The 25,779-nt window shown below is 70.8% G+C and carries 17 protein-coding genes; 7 read left to right on the top strand and 10 right to left on the bottom strand.

Annotated features, from left to right (window positions below; genetic code table 11):
• The first annotated feature begins 84 nt into the window (after positions 1-84).
• On the top strand, positions 85-3,474 hold the full coding sequence (locus tag ACI2LP_RS14375) for a LamG-like jellyroll fold domain-containing protein (RefSeq protein WP_404724833.1): 3,390 nt from the start codon (positions 85-87) through the stop codon (positions 3,472-3,474).
• On the opposite strand, the gene ACI2LP_RS14370 is transcribed toward ACI2LP_RS14375, so the two are convergent.
• The 3 genes from ACI2LP_RS14370 to ACI2LP_RS14360 form a co-directional block, all read right to left on the bottom strand.
• Positions 3,448-5,007 (bottom strand): protein kinase, encoded by a 1,560-nt coding sequence (locus ACI2LP_RS14370; RefSeq protein WP_404724832.1) that lies wholly within the window; start codon positions 5,005-5,007, stop codon positions 3,448-3,450. The genes ACI2LP_RS14375 and ACI2LP_RS14370 overlap by 27 nt on opposite strands.
• On the bottom strand, positions 5,004-5,585 hold the full coding sequence (locus tag ACI2LP_RS14365; RefSeq protein ID WP_404724831.1) for a hypothetical protein: 582 nt from the start codon (positions 5,583-5,585) through the stop codon (positions 5,004-5,006). Before ACI2LP_RS14365 ends, ACI2LP_RS14370 begins: the two co-directional genes overlap by 4 nt.
• Positions 5,586-5,699: 114 nt before the next feature.
• Positions 5,700-7,823, bottom strand: coding sequence for an N-6 DNA methylase (locus ACI2LP_RS14360; protein WP_404724830.1), 2,124 nt, complete (start codon positions 7,821-7,823; stop codon positions 5,700-5,702).
• 226 nt (positions 7,824-8,049) lie between these two features.
• Here ACI2LP_RS14360 and ACI2LP_RS14355 point away from each other — a divergent pair, with 226 nt between their 5' ends.
• Complete coding sequence (locus ACI2LP_RS14355) at positions 8,050-8,904, top strand: DUF4352 domain-containing protein (RefSeq protein ID WP_404724829.1); 855 nt, start codon at positions 8,050-8,052, stop codon at positions 8,902-8,904.
• A 108-nt stretch (positions 8,905-9,012) separates the two neighbouring features.
• On the opposite strand, the gene ACI2LP_RS14350 is transcribed toward ACI2LP_RS14355, so the two are convergent.
• Together ACI2LP_RS14350 and ACI2LP_RS14345 are read right to left on the bottom strand one after the other, a co-directional pair.
• Positions 9,013-9,798 carry an HNH endonuclease family protein gene (locus tag ACI2LP_RS14350; protein WP_404724828.1) on the bottom strand — a complete coding sequence of 262 codons (786 nt, stop codon included), beginning with the start codon at positions 9,796-9,798 and terminating at the stop codon, positions 9,013-9,015.
• 219 nt (positions 9,799-10,017) lie between these two features.
• Positions 10,018-10,890 (bottom strand): hypothetical protein, encoded by an 873-nt coding sequence (locus tag ACI2LP_RS14345; protein ID WP_404724827.1) that lies wholly within the window; start codon positions 10,888-10,890, stop codon positions 10,018-10,020.
• Positions 10,891-10,984: 94 nt separating this feature from the next.
• On the opposite strand from ACI2LP_RS14345, the gene ACI2LP_RS14340 reads away from it, so the two are divergent.
• The 3 genes from ACI2LP_RS14340 to ACI2LP_RS14330 all read left to right on the top strand — a co-directional run bounded on the left by ACI2LP_RS14340 (position 10,985) and on the right by ACI2LP_RS14330 (position 14,108).
• Positions 10,985-11,545, top strand: coding sequence for a TetR/AcrR family transcriptional regulator (locus tag ACI2LP_RS14340; RefSeq protein ID WP_404724826.1), 561 nt, complete (start codon positions 10,985-10,987; stop codon positions 11,543-11,545).
• A gap of 71 nt (positions 11,546-11,616) precedes the next feature.
• Positions 11,617-12,027: a hypothetical protein gene (locus tag ACI2LP_RS14335; protein ID WP_404724825.1), complete on the top strand. Its 411-nt coding sequence runs from the start codon at positions 11,617-11,619 to the stop codon at positions 12,025-12,027.
• Positions 12,024-14,108, top strand: coding sequence for a TCP-1/cpn60 chaperonin family protein (locus ACI2LP_RS14330; RefSeq protein WP_404724824.1), 2,085 nt, complete (start codon positions 12,024-12,026; stop codon positions 14,106-14,108). The genes ACI2LP_RS14335 and ACI2LP_RS14330 overlap by 4 nt, the downstream gene beginning before the upstream one ends.
• Here ACI2LP_RS14330 and ACI2LP_RS14325 read toward each other — a convergent pair.
• The 5 genes from ACI2LP_RS14325 to ACI2LP_RS14305 all read right to left on the bottom strand — a co-directional run bounded on the left by ACI2LP_RS14325 (position 14,090) and on the right by ACI2LP_RS14305 (position 23,035).
• Complete coding sequence (locus ACI2LP_RS14325; RefSeq protein WP_404724823.1) at positions 14,090-14,635, bottom strand: zinc ribbon domain-containing protein; 546 nt, start codon at positions 14,633-14,635, stop codon at positions 14,090-14,092. The two genes, ACI2LP_RS14330 and ACI2LP_RS14325, sit on opposite strands and share 19 nt — an antisense overlap.
• On the bottom strand, positions 14,632-15,585 hold the full coding sequence (locus tag ACI2LP_RS14320) for a M48 family metallopeptidase (RefSeq protein WP_404724822.1): 954 nt from the start codon (positions 15,583-15,585) through the stop codon (positions 14,632-14,634). The genes ACI2LP_RS14325 and ACI2LP_RS14320 overlap by 4 nt, the downstream gene beginning before the upstream one ends.
• 241 nt (positions 15,586-15,826) lie before the next feature.
• The gene (gene mfd, locus ACI2LP_RS14315; protein WP_404724821.1) at positions 15,827-19,375 is read right to left on the bottom strand and encodes a transcription-repair coupling factor; all 3,549 of its coding nucleotides are present in this window, start codon (positions 19,373-19,375) and stop codon (positions 15,827-15,829) included.
• A 301-nt stretch (positions 19,376-19,676) separates the two neighbouring features.
• On the bottom strand, positions 19,677-22,250 hold the full coding sequence (locus tag ACI2LP_RS14310) for an ABC transporter permease (protein ID WP_404724820.1): 2,574 nt from the start codon (positions 22,248-22,250) through the stop codon (positions 19,677-19,679).
• Complete coding sequence (locus tag ACI2LP_RS14305) at positions 22,247-23,035, bottom strand: ABC transporter ATP-binding protein (protein ID WP_404724819.1); 789 nt, start codon at positions 23,033-23,035, stop codon at positions 22,247-22,249. Before ACI2LP_RS14305 ends, ACI2LP_RS14310 begins: the two co-directional genes overlap by 4 nt.
• 347 nt (positions 23,036-23,382) lie before the next feature.
• On the opposite strand from ACI2LP_RS14305, the gene ACI2LP_RS14300 reads away from it, so the two are divergent.
• Positions 23,383-25,173, top strand: coding sequence for an MFS transporter (locus tag ACI2LP_RS14300; protein ID WP_404724818.1), 1,791 nt, complete (start codon positions 23,383-23,385; stop codon positions 25,171-25,173).
• A gap of 149 nt (positions 25,174-25,322) precedes the next feature.
• On the top strand, positions 25,323-25,763 hold the full coding sequence (locus ACI2LP_RS14295; protein WP_404724817.1) for a hypothetical protein: 441 nt from the start codon (positions 25,323-25,325) through the stop codon (positions 25,761-25,763).
• The last annotated feature ends 16 nt before the right edge of the window (positions 25,764-25,779 follow it).

Here is a 25,779-nt window from a genome sequence, read left to right as displayed (position 1 = left end):
CACGCCGACCGCCGTCCGGTCCTTCAGGGACCGGACGGCGGTCGGCGTCCTGCCCGAGGTCGTACGAGAAAGGCCCGAAACCCCTTGGCTCACATACGAACCCGGCTCAGAACCGCACTCGCGGGGCTGAGCCTGCTGCTCGGGGCCACCGCCGCCCCGTTAGTCACCGCACCGCCCGCCGCCGCCAGCGGCACCCAGAAATCCGCCGACGCCCTGACCGGCACCGAACAGATCCTCTTCCGCTCCGGCACCGGGGGCTACGGCTGCTTCCGCATCCCCACCCTCGTCCGCACCAAGGCGGGCACCCTGCTCGCCTTCGCCGAGGGCCGCAGATCCCCGTCCTGTGCCGACCGCGGCTCCATCGACATCGTTGTCCGCCGCTCCACCAACGACGGGCGCACCTGGAGCCCGATCCGCGTGGTGCTCTCCGGCAGCGACAGCGACCCCGACACGCCCTACACCCGCGGCAACCCGTCGCCCGTCGCCGACGAGATCACCGGCGACGTCTTCCTGCTCTCCACCTCGGAGCCCGCCACCGCCGAGCCCGGCGGCAGGCGGCTGCCGTGGGTGCAGCGCAGCACCGACGACGGCATCGGCTTCGGGGCGCCCGCGCCGCTGCCCCGGTTCAGCGGAGGCGAGACGGGCTGGTTCGGCACCGGGCCCACGCACGGCATCCAGCTGAGGCAGGGTGAGGCCGAGGGCCGGCTGGTGGTCGGGGCGTACGAGAGCCCGACGCCCACCACGCAGTACGTCGGCCTGATCTACAGCGACGACCACGGCGAGAACTGGAAGACCAGCCAGACTGCGAACTCGTACGAGATGGACGTACTGCTGCCCGGCGAGCCCGCGGTCGCAGAACTCGACGACGGCGGCATCTACATCACCTCCCGCAACAACACCGACGCCGGGCACCGCACCCACGCGGTGAGCACCGACCAGGGCGCCACCGTGCCCGCGCAGCGCCTCGTGCCGGGCCTTGTCACGCCGCAGGTGCAGGGCTCGGTGCTCGCGCTGCGGAAGACCTACCGCAGCACGCCGGGCGACACCCTGGTCCTCGCCGCGCCCTCGCACCCCACCGACCGGCAGAGCATGCGCATCCGCTACTCGACGGACCGGGGCACCACCTGGCGCGACGCATCCGGCGGTCAGATCAACAGCAGGCGCGCGGGCTACTCGGACCTGGCCGAGCTCGGCGACGGCCAGCTCGGGCTCGTCTACGAGGGCGGCGCCGACTTCTCCGCCGCGAACATCTACTTCAACCGCTTCACCCCGACCGCGGTCGGGGTGCCCGGCACCTTCACCGGCGCCCTGGATCCGCAGCCGTCGCCGCCCGCCGGACGCACCACCCCCGATGCGGGCCCGGAGGCCAACGACGCCTATCTGGGCGGCAGTTCGACGCTGGGTGCCGGCCGGTTCGGCCAGGGCCTGGTCCTCGACGGGACCGGCGACTTCGCCGACCTGCCGTACACGCCGTCCCTCGATCCGGGCGCGTCGGACGTCACGTACTCCCTCTTCTTCCGCTACTCCGCCACCGCGAGCAGCCCGCAGCAGGCGCTGCTGTGGGCGTACGGGTTCGGCGCGGGCAAGCCCCAGCTGTGGGTGCGCGCGCAGCCCGCGCAGGACCGGCTGTTCGCCTGGGCCGAGACCGACTCGGGCTCGGTGGCGCTTCCGCTGCCCGACCCGGGGGCGTCGGTTGCCTACGGCGACGGCGCGTGGCACCAGCTGTCGCTGGTGCGCTCGGCAGGGCAGTTCCGGCTCTCGGTGGACGGCGGGGTGCCCGCGGTCGGCACGGGTGTGACCGGCTCGCTGACCGACTCCCGGGCCGAGGGCGTCGACGGCATCCGGCTCGGGGCCAAGCCGGACGCCGGCGCCGGCGACTACTTCACCGGCTCGATCGACGAATTCCGCCTCCATCGCACGGCGCTGACAGATGCCCAGCTCGCCGGGTTGCGTACCGCCAACAGCGCGCCGGACGCCGCGGCAACCCAGTCCGTCCGGCTGCCCTTCCAGGTGGCGGACACGGCCGAAGTGCCCGCACTCACCCCGGTCGCCGTCGAGGACGACGTCTCCGGCCACTGCGCCGACGGCAGCCTGCTCGGCGGGCTGCCCACCGAGACCCCCGGCCGCATCGGCAAGGGCGCGATCGGCGTCTCGGCCACCCGGCCGGGCGTCGAGGTGCCGTACGTCCCCGCGCTGGGGGTCGGTGCGGACGACTTCACCTACACCCTGTGGTTCTCGCACTCGGCGACCGCGTCGAGTGCGAACTCCGCGCTGCTGTGGGCGTACGGCTCCGCGTCGGGGGAGCCTTCCCTGTGGGTGCGTGCCCAGCCCGCCCAGGACCGGCTGTTCGCCTGGGCCCAGACGGTGGCGGGCCCGGTTCAGGTCGCGCTGCCCGACCCCGGGACCTCCCTCGCCTACGGAGACGGCAAGTGGCATCTGCTGGCGCTCAGCCGCAGCGGCGGCACGCTGCGGCTGAGCGTGGACGGAGCCGCGGCGGCCGAAGCGGGCGGTCTTTCGGGATCGCTGACCGCCGCCGCGAACCCGGAGGGCGTCCGGGTCGGCTCCAAGCCGGGCGGCACCGACATCCTCACCGGGCAGCTCGACGACTTCCGGCTCTACGGGCGGGCTCTGACGCAGGCCGAGGTGCAGAAGGTGGCGGCCTCCGCGACGGGTTCGACCGGCGGCTATCCTGCCGATCGGCCCGATCTGTGGTGGTCCATGGAAGCCGGGAACACCGAGGTCCACTCGGTGGCGCGGCCCGCCGCGGGGCCCGCGACACCCGACTCGTCGGCGCACTGCAACCACGCCTATGTGCGCGGCGGCGCGCTGCCGTCGTCCTGGGCGGGCAGCGGGCGGTTCGGCTCCGGGCTGGCGCTGGACGGCACGGACGACGGCGTCGAGCTGCCCTACGGCGCCGACGAGGCACTGGGCGGAGGTGACTTCACCGTCGCGACCTGGCTGAAGTACACCGCGGGACCCACCACGGGCAGCCAGGTGATTGCGTGGTCGTACGGAATGGGCGGTACGGAACGGCAGTTGTGGCTGCGCGCCCAGCCCGCCCAGGACCGGCTCACCGCGCTCCTGCAGACCGACACCGCCACCGTCCAGCTGTACGGAGCCGACAGCGGCAGCGCTTCGGGCTTCGGCGACGGAGCCTGGCACCATGTCGTGCTCAAGCGCTCCGGCACCGTGCTGAGTCTGTCGGTGGACGGGAAGGTACTGGACGACGCCACGGTCCCGGCCGGTTCGGTGACGTACGGGGACAGCTTCGCCGTCTGGGGCATCCAGCTGGGCGTCAGGCCGGACGGCGGGGAGCACTTCAAGGGCTCACTGGACGAATTCCGTCTGGTGCGGCGGGCGTTGAGCGACACGGAGCTGACCGCGCTCAGGGCGTCGAACGCCGACACCGGGACGGCCACCGCGGTCCGGCTGCCGTTCGAGACGCTGTCAGCGCAGGGGTACGCCCGGATGTGATCCGCCGCCGTTGAACTGCCGCTGCCGGTCGAGCGCACGACGCAGCTCGATCGGCAGCGGGTGGTACGGCCCGTACGCACGCTCCGCGTCGTGGAGCAGCCCCTGAAGCTGCCGCCACGCCGCCGTGTGATCGCCCACCGCGAGCAGCAGATTCCCGATGCGGTGGCGCACGTCGAAGGCGCGGGCGGGGTCGGCGGCCTGCCGGCCCTCGTAGTACGGCAGCACGGCCCGGTACTCCGCGAGCGCGGCGGCCGGCTCTCCCAGCTGCTCCAGGCACTGCGCGGCGTCGTAGCGGTAGTGCAGTGTCTGAGAGTCGGCCGGGCCCGCCTCGGCACTCCGGTCGTCGGCGAGCCGTCGCAGCTCGGGCAGCGCACGCCGGTACTGCCCGTCGTCCAGCAGCGTCGCCGCGTACTGCTTGCGCAGGATCCGCACGACCGGGGAGTGCTCGCCGTGCTCGGCGGCGGCCGCCGGGAGGATGCCGCCGAGGATGTCCACGGCCTGGGTGATGCTGCCCTCGCCGAGGAGGCGCTTGGCCTCGTCGACGGCGGCCGCGACATCCGGGCGGGGCGCGGGCGGCTCCGGGGGCGCGGCGGGCGGCGGCGGGGTCGCCACGCGGTCCGGCCAGGGGGCGTGAGGGCGCAGGAAGGGGCGGGTGGGATCGAGCGGCCCTCCCCCGGGACTGCGCCCGGGCGCACCGCGGCCCGGCAGCAGCGGCACCAGCGCCTCGTACACTTCCTGCGCGCCGGACGGGCGGTGCTGCGGGTCCTTGGCGAGCAGCCGCAGGACGAGCGCTTCGAGCGGCTCGGGTATCTCGGGGCGCAGCTGGCGGACCGGCAGCGGCGGCTCGTAGAGATGGCGGTGGAGCACGCCGAGGGCGGTGGAACCCGCGAACGGGACGTTCCCGCTGAGCAGTTCGTGCATCAGCACGCCGAGTGCGTAGAGATCGGTGTACGGGCCGACCGCGCCGCCCATCGCCTGTTCGGGGGCCATGTAGGCGGGGCTGCCGATGGGTGATCCGGTGTGGGTGAGGCGGGTGGTGTCCACGTCGATGACGGAGGCGACGCCGAGGTCGAGGACGGTGACCGTGCCGTCCGGCTTGACCATCACATTCCGCGGCTTGAGGTCGCGGTGGACGATCGGCACGGCGTGCACGGCGGCGAGCACGGCGCACAGCTGGGCGGCGACGGAGGCGGCCCACGTCCAGGGGTACGGCTCGTGCTCGGCGAGATGGTCGGCGAGGTCCGCGCCCTCGACGTACTGCATGACGAGATAGAGGTCGTCCCCGTCGCTGCCCGCGTCGTGGACGGTCACCAGGCCGGGGTGCGAGACCTGGGCGGTGACCCGGCACTCGCGCACGAACCGGCGGCGCATCTCGTCGGCGGCGGTGGCGGCTGCCATGCGGTCGGGGCGGAGCAGCTTGACGGCGACGCGGCGGTCGAGGCGGCCGTCGTATCCCGTCCAGACCTGGCCCATGCCGCCCTGGCCGATGACGGTCGAGAGCTCGTAACGGTTCGCTATGACGCGTCCGTTCACCGGCCCTGCCCTCGGTCCTTCTCCTTGCGGAGGTAGTCACTGAGCTCGTCGAGCTCGGCGCGGACCTGGTCGATACGGGGCTTGTCCGGTGCCGGTGCCGGTGGCTGGGGCTGGACCGGCGGAGAGCCGTAGGTGGGCTGCGGCCGGGGCGGCAGGCCGTAGGGGGCGCTCGGCGCGGCGTACGGCGGGGGCGGCGGGCCCCAGGCCGCCCGGGGCTCCTGGTAGTGGCGGATGTCGGCCACCAGATAGTGAATGGGCACCCCGATGGCGAGCCCGAGCAGAACCGGCACGAACACATAGTCGAGGGCGGTCATCTCGTCCTGCTTGGCGTCCTGGGTCTCGGCGTCGGAACCGAACTCGCCGATGACGACGAACGCGGTGATCGCGAGGGCGAGGCTGACCCAGAACAGCAGCCAGTCGAGCCGTCGGCGGCGCATGATCGCTATTCGGAGCATCGTGCCCCAGGCGAGCATGCCGAAGCTGAGCAGCGCGAGCGCCACGAAGAGCACGCGCATGGCGACGAGCAGTGCGGTGGGCGGTCGCTTGGGCTGCGGCGGCGCATAGCCGTGGCCGTGCATTACTGCTCCTGAAGGCCTGGGGACGAGGCAGATAGAGGATGAGCGTATACACCGACACGGACAAGGGGTCCCGGGTTGTACCGACCCGTTGTCCGATGCGTCACGCTCCGGCTCTCACTCCGGTGTGACCGTGCCGTCCGTCAGCCCGTCGTACAGCCCCTGGACGAGCTGCTCGCCGAGCCGCCCGGCCTGCCTGAGCGCGTCCTCGAACTCGGCGAGCGCCCGGAAACGTTCGCCGTAGCGCTGCTGGTCCGCGAGCGGCAGCCGGGGCAGCTGGAGCCGGCGCACATCGAGCCGGGTCGCGGTGGAGGCGTAGCTGCTGGCCTGCCGGTTGTTGGCGGTGCCGCGCAGGAAGCCGGCCAGGAACCAGGAGTCGAGCGCGGCCTGATCTGGGTGCAGTAGCTGGAGGTTTCGGCCCAGGGCCGCTCCTGCGGTGGCCTCGTCGACGACGCGTACGACGGATCCGCCGCCGAGCACGGGCACAACGACATCGCCCTCCTCGACGCGTACGGGCTCCTCGTCGGGGCCTTCGGGGAGCGTGCCCGAGGGCGCGGTGCCGGAGAGCACGTCCTGCTCGGTGAGTACGGGCACGGGCTCGGCGTTCGTACTGCGCGTGCTGCCGGTGCCGCTCGTGCTGCCCGTGCCGCCGGCGCTGAGCACCAGCGCGCCCGCGCGGGCCAGTTCGCCGACGGTGGTGGCGGGCCAGGGCGCGGGCTCCGCGTGGGCGGCGGGCGCGGGGGTGAGCTCTCCGGTCAGCCGGAGGGTGTCGGCGAGCCGGTCCCGCACCCGCAGCAGCTCGGCCGCGCCGCCGCCCGCGGCGGGGGGCGGCAGGTGCCGGGCGGGGGCCAGGTCCACGTCGTCGTCGAGGAGTTCGATGACGGGAACCGAGCGGCTGACGCCCGGCTGCTCCTGGGCCGTGCCGTGATTCTCGAAGGGCTGCCAGGCGTCGAGTACGGCGCTGTGAACGGCCTGCCAGTCCAGCTTGTCGCGGCCGCCGCCCGCCCCTGCGTGCTCCGTGGTGTCGACGAACAGCAGCTCGGGCGGGGCCGGCCGGCCCGGATCGGGCTTGCGCAGCACCCAGATGTGCAGAGGGATGCCGTACGGGGGCGCGGCGCCGGCGGGCAGGGCGACGACGGCACGCAGCGCACCGCGGCGCAGCAGCCCGGCGCGGATCCGGCGGCCGGAACGGCGGGACGCGGCGGCGGGCGGCATCAGCAGGACGGCGGCACCGCCGGGGCGCAGCCGGGCGAGCGCGTGCTGGACCCAGGCCAGTTCGGACTCGGTGCGGGCCGGGAAGCCGTACTCCCAGCGGGGGTCGTAGGCGAGTTCGTCGTGACCCCAGTTGCGTTCGTTGAACGGCGGGTGGCAGAGCACGGCGTCGAAAGCGGGCTTCGGGAACGCGTCGCCGCGCAGGGTGTCGCCAGAGCGGGCGCGCACGGTGGCGTCGCAGTGCAGGGCGAGCCGCAGTCCGGTGAGCGCGGCGAGGTCGGGGTCGGCGTCCTGCGCATACAGCTCGGCGGGCCGCTCGACGGCTCGTAGCAGTGTCCCGGTCCCGGCAGCAGGATCGAGCACGACGCGGGCGCCGGCCCCGGCGAGCGCGGCCATGAGCGCGGCGGGCCCGGGCGGAGTGAGGGTGTACTGCCGCGGGTTGGCATCGAGGTAGCGCCCCAGCAGAAACTCGAAGGCCTGGCGTGCGCCGAGTTCGGCGGCCAGCTCGGCGACACCACGCAGGAAGGGGACGGACGCTGCCGACTCCGAGCCCGTCGCCTCGGTGAACAGTTCCGGGCGCGTCACCGAGCTCGCGTGCGCTGTGAACACTTCCGTGAAGAGCGCGACCGCATCCTCTTCGAAGCGCGCCGTGAGCACCTGCTCCAGCGCGCCGGGCAGCAGCTTCGCCAGGCGCTCGTCCGAGACCGCCGCCAGCTCCAGCCAGGCCGGGTGACGGTCCCTCACGAGCAGCAGCGTGCAGCCCGCCTGTACCAACGCCGGTACGGGGCCCGCGAGATGACCTGACAGCTGTTGCCAAACCCTTTCACGGAGCGGGACTTCGGCGAGTTTGCCCTGGTCACGGAGCCACTGCTCGACCTCGGCGAGTGCGAACGACGGGCTCGTCTCCGTGCCGCCGACCGGCTTCGGGAAGTCGGCGTGACGGCGCCGCCAGTTGCTGACCGCGGCGCGTCCGACTCCCGCAAGCCGGGCGATTCCGGCCGCGGTCACCTCGCTCGATTTCTCCGGCACCTGGCTGGCTCCCTCGCGTAAGCGCTGATCTGCACTTGCCTGTTGTGCGGCCGAGCATAGCCGCGCACACAAGAGAAACCCCTTCACAGTGTGAGCAAATCACAATTCCGTGACGCACGTTGACTCGGTTCACAGGCTCTGCTCTTATTAACCCGTCGCCGCAGCGGCGCGCTGAACGGGGCTCATGACACGGTCCCGACCACACTCCACGTCCGGGAGGGCACCCATGTCCCACTCCACGCAGCAGCCCCAGTACGACCCGCAGCAGCCGCCCGGCGCGGCCCCCTACGCGCCGGCCCCTCAGCAGCTGCGGGGCGGGCTCGGCACGGCCGCTCTGGTGCTCGGGATCATCGGCACCATCTCCGGGCTGATCCCCTTCTTCTTCTGGCTGGCCGGCATCCTCGGCCTGATCGCCCTGATCCTGGGCCTGGTGGGCCGCGGCCGCGTCAAGCGCGGTGAGGCCGCCAACAAGGGTGTGACCACGACCGGCGCGATCCTCGGGCTGGTCGCGCTGATCCTCTCGATCGTCGGCGCGGTCATCACCTTCAAGGCCGTGGGCGACGCGGTGGACGAGATCAACAAGGCCACCTCGGGCACCACGGCGTCGAAGGCGCCGGCCGCCGCAAAGGGTGGCAAGGGCAAGGCCGAGACGGCCGAGAAGCCCAAGAGCGACGACAAGGCCGACCCGGCCGAAACCCTCGCGGCGGGCGACACGTCCATCTACGACGACGACCTTCAGGTCACCGTCTCCGCGCCCAAGGACTTCACCCCCAACGATTTCGCCGTCGGGCACACCAAGGGCCACAAGGCCTACGTGGTGACCGTCGTCATCGAGAACGCCGGCAAGGAGAAGTTCGACGCCACCCTGGCGACCGCCGAGGCGCGCGCCGGCAAGGACGGCGTCAAGGCCGAGCAGATCTTCGACGAAGGGGTCGGCGACGGCTTCAACGGCAAGATCCTGCCCGGAAAGAAGGCCACGGTGAAGTTCGCCTTCGACGCCCCGGCGGACGCCAAGATCCTCACGGTCGAGATCAGCCCCGGCATCTCGTACGACGCCTCCCAGTGGGAGCTGACGCTCTGACCCCCCGCCGCCCCTCGGGCGCAGAGGCCGCCTCCGGGGCGGCCTCTTCTCGTTCCCCCGGCACGGGTTCTTTCCCCGGCACGGCTCGTTCCCCCGGCACGGCCTGGTTCAGCCGCCGCACTGCGTGAGCATCGCCTTCTTGTCCGCCGCCGTCACCGGCAGGCCGTACTTGAGCGCCACCTGCGAGATCCGTACCGCGTACGAGCAGCGGATCCGCTTGTTGGGCGGCAGCCAGGACGCCGGACCTGAGTCGCTCTTCGAGCTGTTGGCGGAGCCCTGGACGGGCAGCAGATTCAGCGGATCGTTGGCGAGCTGCTGCCGCTTCGCCCTGTCCCAGCGGGCGGCGCCCATCTGCCAGCCGTAGGAGAGCGGCACGACATGGTCGATCTGAACCGCCGACGCCTTCTGCTTCTTCCAGTCGATGACCGTGCCGGTGTACGGGTCGTCGAGCGTCATCGCGATGACGACACAGTCCGATCCTGAGCGGTAACGCAGCTGCCGGCCGTCGCGGGCGAGCAGATCGTTCCTCGTGTCACAGCCGTTGCGGGCCAGCGGCACACCGTCGGCGGTGTCCATCCAGGCGTGGCCGAAGCGGTCGCGGGCGTAACCGGTCTTGGGACCACGCCCCTTGGTGGCCACCTTCTCGATCAGCCGGCGGGCGGCGGCGCGGTCCCGCTCGGAGGTGAGGGCCCCGAGGCCGGGCTTCGTACCGTCGGGGTTGGCCAACGGGGAGGTGCCGGTGGTGGCGGGGTCACCGGGCTTGGAGCTGTCCGGGACTCCGCTTCCGCCGAGTCCGTTTCCGTCGAGTCCGGCTCCGTCGCAGCCGGTGAGCACGACGGCGGCGACCAGCGCGGCCGAGAGCGCACGCGATATTCGTACCCCGAGTCTGTCCACCGTCGTACCTTACTGAGCCCAAGTCCGTTGTCCGGCGCGCGGGATGCGCAGGGCGGGCGTAGCGTCGAAAACGCACAGGCCCGAGCAGAGGCCTCCACCCCACCGGAGGCGACATCAGCAGACGGACGCATCAGATACATACGCACACGCACCGCCCGCGGAGCCGAGCCGGCCCCCGCGGGCGGTGTGGCGTTCGCAGGCGTTTCGCCTGCCCGGGCCTCACACCTTGCCGATGCCGAGGGTCGTCTCGGCGGGCAGCACACCGGCGCTCAGCACCTCGACCCACAGCGTCCCGAGCAGCTCCGTCAGCCGCTCCCGGCCCGCGGCGCCGAGCGCCGCCCACGGCGCGGCGGCCAGTTCGTCCGTCCGCCGCTCGACCTCGGCCCGCAGCTCGCGCCCGGCCCCTGTGGCCGTGCCGTCCGCGTCCAACAGGCCGCGCGCGACGAGCCGTTCGCGCGCCGCACGCCACTCCTGATCGCTCCAGCCGCGGCTGGCGAACCTCTCCACCGAGGCCGCGCCGATGGCCGCGAAGGAGACGAGCGACTCGACGGGGTCGAGCCCCGCGGTCAGCAGCGCGGCGAGATGACCGTCGCCGCGGTGCTCGCGCAGGATCGTCGCGGCCTGCCAGAGCACCAGATGCGGCTCGTCGGGCCAGGCGAGCTCGGCGTTGCCGGCGGCCAGCGGCCGCCCGGCCAGGTTCGCGGCCTCGGCCGCACGACGCACAAGCGCGGCCGCCTCTGCGGTCTCGGGTGCGTCCACCCGGTCCCCGAACACCTTCCGGTAGGTGCGGTCGACGGCCCGCAGCCGTGCGTCGAGTACGTCGCCGGGCGAGGCGATGCCCCAGGCGGCGGGGACGTACCGCTCCACCATTCGCGGGCTGAAGCTGTAGAACGCCGAGGTCACTCGCGCCGCCCCGGCCGCGCCGAGCGGCGCGGCACGCCAGGCGAAGTAACTCGGCCAGCGCTCATCGGTCTTGTAGCCGAGGGCGGCGGCCTCCTCGAAGGCCTCCGGCGCGTAGTAGAGCACGGCATGCAGGGGCTCCAGCAGATGCCACATCTGGCGGACCTTGCCCAGCTCAAGCTGCTCCGACATGTCCTTCTCCTCAACCCGTCGTCATCTTGACACCGACTAGATTGCTCTCCCGTGCCGAACTTGTCAATGCCTAGATTCCGCGTAGCCTGAACTCATGAGCCAGCGCACCTACCACCACGGCGATCTGCGGCAGGCCGTCCTGACCGCCGCGCTCGACGTCATCACCACCGAAGGCCCGTCCGCCCTGAGCCTGCGCGACCTTGCCCGCCGGGCGGGCGTCTCGCACGCGGCCCCCGCACACCACTTCAAGGACCGGGCCGGCCTGCTCACAGCGATCGCGACGGAGGGCTACGACCTTCTGGCCGCCTCCCTCGCGGGCGCGCCCGACCTTCGCGAACGAGGCGTGCACTACGTCCGTTTCGCGGTCGAGCACCCCGCGCACTTCCAGGTGATGTTCCAGCCGGACCTGTACCGCCCCGACGATCCGGAACTCCTGGCAGCCAAGGCCCGGGCCGCGGAGCAACTCCGCGCGTCGGTCGCGGACCGCATCCCCGCCGAGGACGCCGGCCTGATGGGCATCGCGGCCTGGTCCATCGCCCACGGCTTCGCGACGCTGCTGCTGAGTCACAACCTGGAGGGGCCGGTGGGCGACCGCGATCCGGAGGAGGTGTTCCGCGCGCTGACCGGCCTGACCTTCAAGGCCCCGCCGAGCTGACCGGCCGCCCCCGTCCGCTCAATCTCGGCGACCCGCCTCGGTGCGGCCACCGCCTGTGTCACAGTACAAAGGTGGATATCAGCATCACAGTTGACTCCGAACAGGGCGAAGCGGACCTTCGCTCCTTGGAGCAGTGGCTGCTTCAGGAGCCTGGTCTGCGGCAGGCTCGTATCACGCGCCCCGCGCCCGCTCCCCGGCCGGGCGAGATGGGAGCGGTCAGCGAGATTCTGCTGGCGTCATTGGGTGCGGGAGGCGCCGGGGCGGTGATGGCGAACTCTGTCTCGGTGTGGCTGCAAAGCCGTGTGACGCAGGTCAAGGTACGGATCGAGGGTCCGCAGGGAAGCCTTGAGGTGGAGGCCGGGAACGTCAGGGACCCTGCCGCCCTGATCACGCAGCTCCTGGAGCAACGCCCCGCCACCGACAGCGGTTCGTCCCCTGACAGTGATCGTGACGACGGTGCGCCCGCTGACGGGGCGTCATGACCGATCCCGCTGATCCGCTGCTTTCCAAGGCGGTTCTGATCGGCAACAGCACGTACGAGGAGCTGCCTCCGCTGCCCGCTGTCGTCAACAACGTCACGGATCTCGCCGCGGCTCTCCGTGACCCGGAGAAGTGGGGACTGCCGCAGGAACACTGCGTCGTACTGCCCGACCGAAGAGACTCCGCCGATGTCAGCACCGTGCTGGCCCAGGTCGCGGAGGAGCCGCTCGACACCCTGCTCGTCTACTTCTCCGGGCACGGACTGGTCGAACCGACAACCGGTGAACTGGTCCTGGCCACTGGCAGGACAACCTCCCGGTTACCGCATCTCACCGGGTTGAGATACCCGGACGTCCGGGACATCCTCCGGCGCTGCCGGGCCAGAAGACTGCTGCTCATCCTGGACTGCTGCTTCAGCGGGCGGGCGACCGGCATCATGGCGGATCCGTCCTCGGTCGTCGTGGGGCAGTTGGAGATCGAGGGGACGTATGTCCTGTCCGCCACAGGAGCCACGGTGCTGGGCATGGCCCCCGAGGGCAATCGGCACACCGCGTTCACGGGCGGGCTGCTGGAGGTCATCGGCAGCGGTGTCCCCAGCGGAAGACCGTTTCTCACCCCCGGCGACCTCTTTGACTACACCCAGAAGATCATGGCCAGTCATGGCTGGCCGCAACCGACGCAGGGCCACGAAAACAGGATTCGGGAGCTGCAGCTCATGCGAAATCCATGGTCGGGCGTGCTCCGATGGTTCACGCAGCGTCGACGCCCCGCCGCGGGAGCAGGGACGGACGCCTCGGACCTCGTCGTGGGGATCCATGTCGGCGTGAGCGCGCTGCGGCCCGTATTCGGCCCCGCAGGGCCGGATTGCCTCACTGAGCTCGAGGCGGCGATCGACACGGCCGACCGCCGCTGGCTGCCGGGGATGGAACTGGTCCGTGACGTGATGACGGCGATGCGCCGGGACTACGGTGACGGGGCCGCGACCGCCGCGATCGTCGTCAGCGAACTGCTCTCCGGGATCCATGAGGCGGTACGGGCGGGCGCCCGGTGGGAGGAGATCGCCGACCGCGCCGAGGAGGATGCCGCCGCAGTCCTGCGCCGGCTGACCGCGCCGGACCCGGACCGGGACCCGGAAACGCTCTCCGTGGAAGAACTGGGCGGAGCCGTGGCGACAGCCCTCGGGGACGTCCCGGCACGAACGCTGGTCATGTCGGCAGTCGCACGCGTGGGGGCGAACCAGGTCGAGATCGCCACCGGCACCCGGGCTGCCGCCGACCCCGAGCCGGGGCTGTCCTTCGTCAGCCGGCTCACCCTGGACACGTCGGTCCTGGCCCCGAACTCCTCCGCCCGTCCCGTGACGCTCCATGAGCCGTACGTTCTGGTCGCACCGGGAGGGGACATCCCGGTCGAGGAGTTGCAGCGGATCGGCTGGCGGGAGCCGGGACCGCTGCTGATCATCGCGCCGCGTATCGACTCCTTCGCCATGAGCTCCCTGCACAGTCTGTTCGCAGGGACGGTGGTCGTGGTGCGCCCCACGGGCACCGCCACCGACTGGGATGCATTGTGCACCCGGACCGGTCACGGCCTGCTGGCCGGCCGGCCGCTGGGCCGGGCCGGCCGGGCGCTGGTCACCCCGTCCTCCACCACGGTCACCGGGCTACCCGGGGCCGCACCACGCGACAGCGGGCGGGTCCAGGTTCACGCAGGTCCGGCGGGGGAAGCGGCACACGCCGCAGCCGTACGGGCGCTCGCCGTGGCCCGCTCGGCGACCCGCTCCGGTGTGCTGCCCGGAGGCGGGACCGGACTGTACCGCGCCGGGCGTCCACTCGGAGCGGATGCCGGTCTGTTCCGCACCGCGCTGGCCGCCCCGCTGCGGCAGCTCGTCCGCAATGCGGGGCAGGATGCCGACAAGGTGATGGCCCTGCTCGACGCCACGTCGGCCGATGCGTCTGCCGGGTTCGAGTACGACAGCGGCTCGGTGACCGATCTGCGTGCCGCGGGAGTGCTGGATCCGGTGGCGACATTACGGGGCGTGGTGGAGAACGCGGTGGCCACGGTCTCCCGTTATGTGGCCGCCTTGTGATCCGTACTCCGGGTGCCGCACTTCGTGCAGAAGTCGGCATCGCCGGACTGTGCGTGGCCGCACTTGTGGCAGAAACTCCGCGCCCCGTTCAGTGCCGGCGCACCGGCAAAATCCGGCTGGCCCGCGAGTCGGGAGAGGCGGTTCAGGCTCAGCTCGGCCACCTTGATCGCCTCGTCGTCCAGCCCGGCCTGGTTGATGAGCCCCCAGATCTGGGTCAGCAGTACGGGCCAGGTGACCAGCATGGCGATCGCGAACGGCAGCGCTTGCTTGCCGAAGATCCCGACCCCCGCCCGGATCAGCGTTCCCGTCGGTTGCGGCAGGATCTCGATCTTGAGCGCGGTCCGTAGGCCGACCACCTTCTTGAAGGTGCCCCCCTTGGTGATACTGACTTCATGTCCGCCGTCCGGACCCGCGATGCTGACGCTCTCGTAGCCCCGTTCCTGGAAGTGGGTGACGAGATCGGCGGTCACGGGCGCGAGGTCGGGAATCGTGACGGTGATGAGCTTCTCGCTGCTGAACGCGCTCATGAGTTTGCCCCCGCAGTCGCCTTGAGATCCTTTCCGCAGCCCTGGCAGTACAGCCAGTCGGCCCTGACCGGGCGACCGCACCCGCCGCACGGCTCCGGATCGGTCCCGCCGATCCCGGCAGTGCCGGGGGCCTTCGCGATCGCCATGACCTGCCGGAACGTTTCCGACTCCGCCCAACGCTGAATCTCCCGCAGCCGCAGCGCCGGGTTCGGGTGGGTCGCCTCGTTGTCCAACTGGCGCAGGAGGAAGCGGTCCAGCTTCGTCTCACTCATCGCCGCGTCGAACTCGTCGGCCTGCGCCGCGAACGCCGCGTAGCTGATCTGCTCCTTCGGCAGCCACTTGGGTATCCCGTGGAGGTGGAAGAGAGCCCGCTGGAGCTCCTCGGGGCCGCCCATGAACGCCACCGCGGCCCGGTCGGCGGTGAGCTCGCTCTTGCGGTACCAGTCCAGCAGCGCCACCTTCAGGGGTTCCGAGAGCAGAGCGGCCACCATCCCGGCCTTGCCGCTCAGGGCTCCCATGCCGCCGAACACCGCCAGCGCCATCTGCCGGTAGAGCACGTGCTCGGCCAGGATATGGCCGCACTCGTGCGCCAGCACCGCCTGGATCTCGTCCTCGGGAAGGTCGAGGAACAGCTCGTTGTGGATCACGACACAGGTTCTGGAGTGCCCCGTCGTCAGCGCGTTGGCCGGTCCGGGCATCAGAAAGAGCTCGGGCTCCTCGATGCCGAAGGCCGTACATATCGGCGGCAGCAGGTTGTAGACGTCCGGAACCTGGTGAGGGCCCAGCCGGATCGCGTTGGAGAGCAGCCGGGCACGGTCGCGGCGGTCCGCGATCATGCTGCGGTACTTCTTCGCCGCGGTCTGGAGCCCCGGGATCTTCTCCAGTTGCTGACGGGCGGCGAGATCAAGGGGATGGAGAATGTCATGGGTGTTGAAGGACGCGAGCGTCACGGCTCCCCCTCGTGGTGCAGGCCATTGCGCGGCCGATGCCCGGGAGTCCCCGATGTGCCCGACCTGTGCGCAATCGTGGCGTAACGGAGCACACGGCCGAACCCGATTCGCCGTGAATTACGCCTCCACGGTGACCGGATCAGCCTGATCCTGGTCGAGGCGTACGGCAAAGAGCTGACGCGAACTCACCTCGACGGCAAGGTCTTTGAACCGGGAGCCGGGCAAGCCGCCCGGCGAAGCTCTACGACCCCAGGATCGTGGTCAGGAACTCCCCCGTCCACGCCAGCAGTTCACGCCCCACCACCGGCTTCCCGCCGATCTTCCCCGCCGTCGGGCGCGGCACCAGGACCTGGCGCACCGCCGGCTTGATCACCGTACGCGGATACAGGCGCTTCAGCCGCAGCTCCTGCGACTCCCTCAACTCCACCGGCGCGAAGCGGATGTTCGGCCCCTGGAGCACGATCTCGCTCACTCCGCAGGCGCGGGCCAGCATTCGCAGGCCCGCCACCAGCAGCAGGTTCTCGACGGGCTCGGGGAGCTTGCCGTAGCGGTCGGAGAGTTCTTCGCGGACCGCCTTGATGTCCTCCTCGCTGTTCGCCGAGGCGATCGCGCGGTAGGCCTGCAGGCGCAGCCGCTCGCCCGGTGCGTAGTCGTGCGGGACATGCGCGTCGACCGGGAGCTCGATCTTGACCTCGAGCGGGGGCTCCTCCTCCACGCCGCCCTCGACCGCTGCGCGGTAGTCGGCGACCGCCTCACCCACCATGCGGATGTACAGGTCGAAGCCGACGCCCGCGATATGGCCGGACTGTTCGCCGCCCAGGAGGTTGCCCGCGCCGCGGATCTCCAGGTCCTTCATCGCGACATACATGCCCGCGCCCATCTCGGTGTGCTGGGCGATCGTCGCGAGACGCTCGTGGGCGGTCTCGGTGAGGGGCTTCTCCGGCGGGTAGAGGAAGTAGGCGTAACCGCGCTCGCGGCCACGGCCGACGCGGCCGCGCAGCTGGTGCAGCTGCGAGAGACCGAAGTTGTCGCCGCGCTCCACGATCAGGGTGTTCGCGTTGGAGATGTCGATGCCGGACTCGACGATCGTCGTCGAGACGAGCACGTCGAACTTCTTCTCCCAGAAGTCCACCACGACCTGTTCGAGCGCCGACTCGGGCATCTGGCCGTGGGCGGTCGCGATGCGGGCCTCGGGCACGATGTCGCGAAGCCGGGCCGCGGCCCGGTCGATCGACTCCACACGGTTGTGGATGTAGAAGACCTGGCCCTCACGCAGCAGTTCACGGCGGATCGCCGCGCCGAGCTGCTTCTCCTCGTACGGGCCGACGAAGGTGAGAACGGGGTGCCGCTCCTCCGGCGGGGTGGTGATCGTGGACATCTCGCGGATGCCGGTGACCGCCATCTCCAACGTACGGGGGATCGGTGTCGCGGACATCGTCAGTACGTCGACATTCGCGCGGAGCTTCTTCAGCTGCTCCTTGTGCTCGACGCCGAAGCGCTGCTCCTCGTCGACGATCACCAGGCCCAGGTCCTTGAACGTGGTCTCGGCGGAGAAGAGGCGGTGCGTGCCGATCACGATGTCGACCGCGCCGTCCCGCAGCCCCTCAAGGGTCGCCTTCGCCTCCGCGTCCGACTGGAAGCGGGACAACGCCCGTACGTTCACCGGGAATTGGGAGTAGCGCTCGGAGAAGGTGCCGAAGTGCTGCTGCACGAGAAGGGTCGTCGGGACCAGGACCGCGACCTGCTTGCCGTCCTGGACGGCCTTGAACGCGGCCCGTACCGCGATCTCCGTCTTTCCGTAACCGACGTCGCCGCAGACCAGGCGGTCCATCGGGACCGTCTTCTCCATGTCCTCCTTGACCTCGGCGATGGTGCTCAGCTGGTCGGGGGTCTCCACGTACGGGAAGGCGTCCTCCAGCTCCCGCTGCCAGGGGGTGTCCGCGCCGAAGGCGTGGCCGGGCGCCGCCATCCGGGCGGAGTACAGCTTGATGAGGTCGGCCGCGATCTCCTTCACGGCCTTCTTGGCGCGCGCCTTCGTCTTCGTCCAGTCCGCGCCGCCGAGCCGGTGCAGCGTCGGGGCCTCGCCGCCGACGTACTTGGTGACCTGCTCCAGCTGGTCCGTGGGGATGTACAGCCGGTCGCCGGGCTGGCCGCGCTTCGCCGGCGCGTACTCCACCAGCAGGTATTCCCGCGTGGCGCCCTGGACGGTGCGCTGCACCATCTCGATGTAGCGGCCCACACCGTGCTGCTCGTGCACGATGTAGTCGCCCGATTCAAGGGTGAGCGGGTCGATCGTCTTGCGGCGCCGGGTGGGCATCCGCTGGCCGTCCTTGCCGGCCGCCTTCTGGCCGGAGAGGTCCGTCTCCGTGAGCACGGCCAGCTTGAGCGCCGGGTCCACGAAGCCGTAGTCGATGGAGCCGCACGCGACATGGACGACGGACGGCGAGATCTCGCCGAGCTCCCCCGTCCTTGAATCAAACGCAGTCAGGCGGGCGGGGATGCCTTCGCCGCCCAGCACCTCGACGGTACGGGCCGCGGGGCCGTGCGCCTCCGTCACGAACACCGTGCGCCAGCCGTCCGCCAGCCAGCCCTTGGTGTCGGCGAGCGCGCGGGCCGTGTCGCCGCGGTACACCTCCGGGGCGTGCATCCCCAGCTTGACGGTGTCGTCGGCAAGCTCCTCGTCCGCGGCGAAGGGGGACACGGACCACCACATCATGCCGAGCTCGCGCGCCCGGTCCCGGACGTCGGCGATCCCCCACAGCGAGGCCGCGCCGACGTCGATCGGGGCCGCGCCTCCGCCGGCGGTCGCTGCCCAGGACGCCTGGAGGAACTCCTGGCTGGTGGCCACCAGGTCCGCCGCCCGGGTGCGTACCCGCTCCGGGTCGCAGACCACGGCCATGGAGCCCTCGGGCAGCACGTCGAGCAGCAGCTCCATGTCATCGACGAGGACGGGTGCCAGGGATTCCATGCCCTCGACCGCGATGCCCTCGGCGATCTTGCCGAGCAGCTCGCCCAGCTCGGGGTGCGCTTCGGCGAGGGCCGCGGCCCTCTGCCGTACATCGTCGGTCAGCAGCAGCTCGCGGCAGGGCGGCGCCCACAGACCGTGCTCGGCGACCTCCAGCGACCGCTGGTCCGCGACCTTGAAATAGCGGATCTCCTCGACGTCGTCGCCCCAGAACTCCACCCGAAGGGGGTGCTCCTCGGTCGGCGGGAAGACATCGAGGATGCCGCCGCGTACGGCGAACTCGCCGCGCTTCTCGACCAGTTCGACCCGGGAGTACGCGGCGGCCGCGAGGCCGTCCACGACCTCGTTCAGATCGGCCTGCTGCCCGGTGCGCAGCGCCACGGGCTCCAGCTCCCCAAGCCCCTTGACCTGCGGCTGCAGTACGGAACGGATCGGCGCGACGACCACCGAGACCGGTCCGGCGCTCGGGTCGTCCTTCGACGGGTGGGTCAGCCGGCGCAGCACGGCCAGCCGGCGGCCCACGGTGTCGGAGCGGGGCGAGAGCCGCTCGTGCGGCAGGGTCTCCCAGGAGGGGTACTCGGCGATGCCCTCCTCGGGCAGCAGCGAACGCAGCGCGGCCGCGAGATCCTCGGCCTCCCGCCCGGTCGCCGTGACGGCCAGCACCGGCCGGCCGGTCTCGCGGGCGAGCGCGGCCACCGCGAAGGGGCGCGCGGCGGGCGGGCCGACCAGATCGACATGCATACGGTGACCGTCGCTCGCCGCCTTCACCGCTTCGGCGAGCGACGGGTCACGTACGACGGCATCGAGCAGACCGTGCAGGCTCATGAAGGGCTTCCATCCGGGGGCGAGGCTGGGGCGTGGCGATACTGGGGCGTGGAGTGGGCAACGCGAACCGCCCGACACGTCGAACGGGCCGGGGGTCTCCAGCCTACGACGTGGGTGCGACACCCGCCGTCCGGTTCCGCGGCTGCGGCACGCTCCCGCGTCCGCCACGGGCGCCACCCCACTCGCCGGGCGCCGGAAACAGCAGGTCATATGCGGTCCGCGGGCATGCGCGGGCCCTGGTGAGCACATCTGTGCTCACCGGGGCCCGCTGGTCATCGGCCGGGCAGGGCCTCCCCCGCACCTACTCCGTGGCGATCGCGTTCAGGACGTTCATCCGGCCCGCCCGGAAGGCCGGGACCAGGGCCGCGAACAGGCCCACGAACGCCGAGGCCACGAAGACCGTGATGATCGTCGACCACGGGATCTCCAGGACCCCCAGACCCTCCAGCGCCAGCAGCTTCTGGGCCGCCGTGCCCCAGCCCATGCCCAGACCGAGGCCGAGCAGGGCGCCGAAGAGGGCGATGACCACCGACTCCAGGCGGATCATCCGGCGCAGCTGGCGGCGCGAGAGGCCGATCGCCCGCATCAGGCCGATCTCCCGGGTCCGCTCGACCACCGACAGGGCCAGCGTGTTCACCACACCCAGCACCGCGACGATGATCGCGAGCGCCAGCAGGCCGTAGACGATGTTCAGCAGCTGGCCGACCTGGTCCTTCAGTTCCTGCTTGAAGTCGGTCTGGTTCTGCACCTTGTACTGCGGATACTTGGCCAGCGACGCCTTGAGCGCCGCGTACGCCTCCTTCTCCTTGCCGTCCTGCGCCGACGCGAACATGATCATGTTCTTCGGCATCCGGTCGGCGGGAACGTACTGCGCGGCGGTCGTGATGTTGGTGTACATCGCGCCCTTGTCGACGTTCGTGTCGTCGGACGTGATCGCCGCGACCTTGAGCTCGGCGGTCCGGCCGTTCTTGAACGCGACCTTGATCTTGTCCCCGACCTTGACGGCGTGCTCCTTGGCGTACGCGTCACCGACCGACATGGCGTCCTTGCCGTACGCCGCCGAGATCTCGCCCGCGACCATCTCGCGGCGCAGATCCTGTGCGTACGTCGGGTCGGCGGCGATCAGGCCTTCGTCCTCGGTCTTGCCGTCCGGGGCGGTCAGCTTGGTCATGACCTCCTTGTAGTTGGTGACGTGGTCGATGTACCGGGTCTTCTTCAGGGCCTTCTCGACCTGCGGCATGATCGGCTGCCTAGTGGCGGACGAGACGATGAAGTCCGCGCCGACCGACTTGTCGAGCTCCTCCGTCGCCGAGGCGACCATCGAGGAGCCGACCACCGACAGGCACGCCACCAGGGCGAGGCCGATCATCAGGGCGGCGCCCGTCGCTCCCGTACGACGGGGGTTGCGCAGCGCGTTGCGCTCGGCGAGCCGGCCGACCGAGCCGAACATCCGCAGTACGACGGCGCTGAGCGCCCGCACCACGACACCGGCGAGCAGCGGGCCGATGACCACGAAGCCGATGAGGGAGAGGACCACGCCGAGGCCGAGGAACATCGAGCCCTCGCTCGCCTTGTCTGCCTGGGTGGCGACCAGCAGCGCGGCCGCGCCACCGCCCGTGAGGACCAGGCCGATCGCGGCCCGGAGCCGTCCCGCCTTGCCGTCGGCCGGCGTACCGGACTCGCGCAGGGCGGCCATCGGGGAGACCTTGCCGGCCCGGCGCGCCGGAACATACGCGGCGACGACGGTGACCACGATGCCGAGGACCAGGCCGACCGCCGGAGTCGTCCACTTCACGGTCAGGTCCCGGGTGGACAGCTCCATGCCCATGGAACCCATCAGCTTCATCAGCCCCACGGCCAGGCCCACGCCGGCAGCGACGCCCGCGATGGATCCGACGATGCCGAGCAGCAGCGCCTCGACCAGCACGGAGCGGTTGACCTGCTTGCGGCTGGAGCCGATCGCCCGCATCAGGCCGATCTCGCGGGTGCGCTGGGCAACCAGCATCGAGAAGGTGTTGACGATCAGGAAGATGCCGACGAGGAAGGCGATACCCGCGAAGCCGAGCATCGCGTACTTCATCACCTTGAGGAAGGAGCCGACGTCCTCGCGGTTGGAGTCGGCGGACTCCTTCGCCGTCTGCAGCTTGTACGTGCCGCTGCCGAGCACCTGGGCGACGTTCTGCTTGAGCTGCTCGTCGCTGACGCCCGCCGCGGCGGTGACGGAGACGCCCGTGAACAGGCCCTCCTTGCCGAGCAGTGCACGCTGCGCGGTGGCGGTGTCGAAGTAGACGACCGCCGCACCGGGGTTGGTGACCTTGAAAGAGGCGATGCCGGAGATCTTGGCGGTGAGGTCGCCGATGACGGAGATGGTGCGCAGTTCGTCGCCGAGTTTCAGCCGGTGCTTCTCGGCGGTGTCGGCGTCGACCATCACCTCGGTGGGACCGCGCGGCGCGTGGCCGGAGCTGATCTCCATCGCCTTGAGGTCGTTCTGGTTCCAGTTGCCGGCGATCGTCGGAGCGCCGGTGCTGGAACCCATGTTCTTGTTCCGGGAGTTGACGACCGTCACGCTCATGCTGGTGACCGAGCCCTCGGCGGACTTCACGCCCTTGGCCCCCGCCACCTTCTCGACGAGCGAGGCGGGCAACGACTCGGGCTTGCCGGTCTGCGGGTTGTCGTCGTCGCCGGCGCCCTTGGGACTGACGGTGACATCGGACGCGGTCGCGGCGAAGAGCTTGTCGAACGTCGCGTTCATCGTGTCGGTGAAAACGAGCGTCCCCGACACAAAGGCGACGGACAGCAGCACCGCCACCGCCGAGAGCGCCATTCTCCCCTTGTGCGCCAGGAAGTTGCGCAGGGATGTCCTGAGTACGGTCACGACGTCCGCCCCCGCGCGTCGAAGTCCTTCATGCGGTCCAGTACGGCGTCGGCGGTGGGCCGGAACATCTCGTCGACTATCCGCCCGTCGGCGAGGTAGAGGACCCGGTCCGCGTACGAGGCGGCCACCGGGTCGTGCGTGACCATCACGATGGTCTGACCCAACTCGTCGACCGAACGGCGCAGGAAGCTCAGCACCTCTGCGCCCGCGCGGGAGTCGAGGTTTCCGGTCGGCTCGTCACCGAAGATGATCTCGGGCCGGGCGGCGAGCGCCCTGGCCACGGCGACACGCTGCTGCTGGCCGCCGGAGAGCTGGGTGGGCCGGTGCTTGAGGCGCTCGGACAGGCCCACGGTCTCGACGACCCGGTTCAGCCAGGCGGCGTCCGGCTTACGGCCGGCGATGTCCATGGGCAGGGTGATGTTCTCCAGGGCGTTGAGCGTCGGCAGCAGATTGAAGGCCTGGAAGATGAAACCGATCCGGTCCCGGCGCAGCTGCGTGAGCTTCTTGTCCTTGAGCCCGGTGATCTCGGTCTCGTCGAGGTAGATCTTGCCCGAGGTGACGGTGTCGAGGCCGGCCAGGCAGTGCATCAGCGTCGACTTGCCGGACCCGGAGGGGCCCATGATCGCGGTGAACTGCCCGCGGGCGATGTCGACATCGACATGGTCGAGGGCGACGACACGGGTCTCCCCCGAGCCGTATGCCTTGACGACCTGCCGCCCGCGAGCGGCAACGGCCGTACTCCCTCCGGTGCCCCCGTGCTGAGGAATGGTCACAGCCGTTGTCACGGTATTTCTCCTATGTCGGTGATGAAAGGGTGTTGCCCCGTACGGTTTGAGTCTGTCGGCCGAGACGGTCCGGGTCGCTGGTGCGCAGCGCAGTCTTGAGCCGGGGGTTTTCCCCACCCCCCGGTGGTGGGGCCTCAGCTGCGGCCGTAAGACCAACCTAAGGAATCCTCCCCGCCTCCTCCTCGTCCCCCGGGACGAACCTCCCCTGGCCATCAGTAAGGAGGAGCCCCTAGGGGGACTCCACCTGCGGGTGGATCCGCACGGCTTGAGCCTGCACCCTCCCCCTGCGTGAGGCTCAAGTGAGATGGTGTCCCGGGAAAATACGTGCAGGGGGAAAGGATCCTGGGGTGAGCGCGGAGGAAAGCACGGACGATCCGGAGGGCATACGGACCAGGCCCCCGACAGACGCGGGGCGCGGGGGCCGTGCGCCGCGTCGGTCGCCAGCCGGCGAGGCCCGGCGCGGTGGCCGCGCCACGGCCGCTCCGGCCGGGACCACGCCAGGCACCGCCGCCGGGGCCGGGCCCGCGGCCGGCAGTGGGCCTGCCGACACCGCGGCGGCCCCTGGTGCCGCCACCGGGCCGGGAAGCGGCACCGGGCCCACGGCCCGCACGAGAGGTGCGACCGAGACACCCGGGACACCCCGCGCCGACGCCGCCCGCCGTGGGCCCGTCGTTGCCGCCCTCATGCTCGGGATGGCGCTCGCCGCGCTCGACGGGACCATCGTCTCCACTGTCGTCCCCCAAATCGTGGGCGACCTCGGCGGCTTCACCGTCTTCTCCTGGCTCTTCTCCGGCTATCTCCTCGCCGTGACCGTCACACTCCCCGTGTACGGAAAGCTCTCCGACACCTTCGGCCGCAAGCCGGTCCTGATCGCCGGCATCGTCCTCTTCCTCGCCGGTTCGGTGCTGTGCGCCGCCGCCTGGAACATGGCCGCGCTGATCGCCTTCCGCGTGGTCCAGGGACTGGGCGGCGGAGCGCTGCAAGGAACCGTCCAGACCATCGCCGCCGACCTCTACCCGCTGAAGGAACGCCCCAGAATCCAGGCCAGGTTGTCGACCGTGTGGGCGGTCTCGGCCGTCGCCGGGCCCGCGATCGGCGGGCTGCTCGCCTCGTACGCCGACTGGCGCTGGATCTTCCTGATCAACCTCCCCGTGGGCGCGGTCGCTCTCTGGCTGATCGCCCGTCATCTGCGCGAGCCGTCCCGTACGCGACCGGCCGCCCGCCCCCGTATCGACTGGCCGGGCGCACTGGCCATCTTCGCGGCGGGCACACTCCTGCTCACCGCGCTCGTCCAGGGCGGCATCGCCTGGCCGTGGCTGTCCGCGCCGTCACTCGCGCTGCTCGGCGCAAGCGCCCTCCTCGTCGCCGTCGTCGTTGTCATCGAACGGCGGGCCGCGGAGCCGATCATCCCCGGCTGGGTCTGGCGGCGGCGCACCATAGCCGCGGTGAACCTGGCCCTCGGCGCGCTGGGCCTGCTGATGGTGGCCCCGACCGTCTTCCTCCCGACGTACGCACAATCGGTGCTCGGACTCGGCCCGATCGCAGCGGGCTTCGTCCTGTCGGTCATGACGCTGAGCTGGCCGGTCAGCGCCGCGCTGTCGAACCGGGTCTACACCCGGATCGGCTTCCGACGGACGGCGATCGTCGGCATCACGCTCGCCGGCCTGATCCTCGCGGCCTTCCCCCTGCTCCCCTTCCCCGGCGAACCCTGGCAGCCGGCCCTGATCATGCTGCTGCTCGGCGGGGCACTCGGCCTCTTCCAACTGCCGCTGATCGTCGGCGTCCAGTCGACGGTCGGCTGGTCGGAACGCGGCACGACGACCGCGTCCGTACTCTTCTGCCGCCAGGTCGGCCAGAGCGTGGGCGCGGCGCTGTTCGGTGCCGTGGCCAACACCGTCCTCGCCGCCCGCCTCGGCGGCACGGGCGACCTGGACTCGGTCGCGCACGCGCTCGCCGACCCGTCGTCGATGACCACCGAAGCTACGGACCATCTGCGGCGCGCAGTGGACGCGGCGGTGGACTACGTGTACGTGGGCGCGGCAGCGGCGGCCGGAGTCGCCCTGCTGGTCCTGCTGTTCGTCGCCCCGCGCCGCTTCCCCGTAATCGACGAACCGAAGCCGGATGCTCCTGTCCGCTAGCCGGATGCTCCTGTCCGCCAAGGGATTGTGCGATCTCCGTGAAGCTTTCACCACCGGGGCTTTCCCGCTTGGCAATCGCACATGACACCCGTCTACCGTGGAGCGGAGTGAAGGCATGCACATTGCAGTGATCACGACGGGGGCAGCCAGTGGCATGGGACGAGTGGGAGCAGGCCAAGTCCAGTTCGACGCAGACGCGGCTGAATCAACTGCCCGCGGAGGGCGGTGGATCAGGCGGTGGGAAGGACGACCTGACTGTCCACGACGATGAGTTGGGCAAACTCGGCGACCTGGCACGCTCCCTGCGCGAGCAGTTGTCCACCGATGGCGATCACGCCCGCGTAGCCACTTTCGAGGCCTCGAATCAGCTCTTCAACGACGGCCTGGACATGGGCTCCGGACTCCTTGAAGTGCACGACGCCTGGAGCACCAAGCTGGCCACGCTCAAGGAAGCCTGTGCGCACATCTCCAACCATCTCGACTATTCGCGCTCCACACATGCAAAGCAGGAGCACAAGATCGTGACGGGGATGCAGTCCCTGGACGGCAAGACGATGACCGTGTCGCGCATCTACGACGAGTTCAAGTAGGGCAAAGGGGAAGCTC

It is taken from the genome of Streptomyces sp. NPDC019890 (assembly GCF_044903445.1).
Classification (GTDB): Bacteria; Actinomycetota; Actinomycetes; order Streptomycetales; family Streptomycetaceae; genus Streptomyces.
This window is presented reverse-complemented; position numbering and strand designations above follow the sequence as displayed.

What these genes read in the sequence shown, in the direction of transcription:
- ACI2LP_RS14365 (WP_404724831.1), bottom strand. Translation starts at nt 5,585, where the DNA reads ATGCACGGCCACGGCTATGCGCCGCCGCAGCCCAAGCGACCGCCCACC.
- ACI2LP_RS14355 (WP_404724829.1), top strand. Translation starts at nt 8,050, where the DNA reads ATGTCCCACTCCACGCAGCAGCCCCAGTACGACCCGCAGCAGCCGCCC.
- ACI2LP_RS14345 (WP_404724827.1), bottom strand. Translation starts at nt 10,890, where the DNA reads ATGTCGGAGCAGCTTGAGCTGGGCAAGGTCCGCCAGATGTGGCATCTG.
- ACI2LP_RS14340 (WP_404724826.1), top strand. Translation starts at nt 10,985, where the DNA reads ATGAGCCAGCGCACCTACCACCACGGCGATCTGCGGCAGGCCGTCCTG.
- ACI2LP_RS14330 (WP_404724824.1), top strand. Translation starts at nt 12,024, where the DNA reads ATGACCGATCCCGCTGATCCGCTGCTTTCCAAGGCGGTTCTGATCGGC.
- ACI2LP_RS14325 (WP_404724823.1), bottom strand. Translation starts at nt 14,635, where the DNA reads ATGAGCGCGTTCAGCAGCGAGAAGCTCATCACCGTCACGATTCCCGAC.
- mfd (WP_404724821.1), bottom strand. Translation starts at nt 19,375, where the DNA reads ATGAGCCTGCACGGTCTGCTCGATGCCGTCGTACGTGACCCGTCGCTC.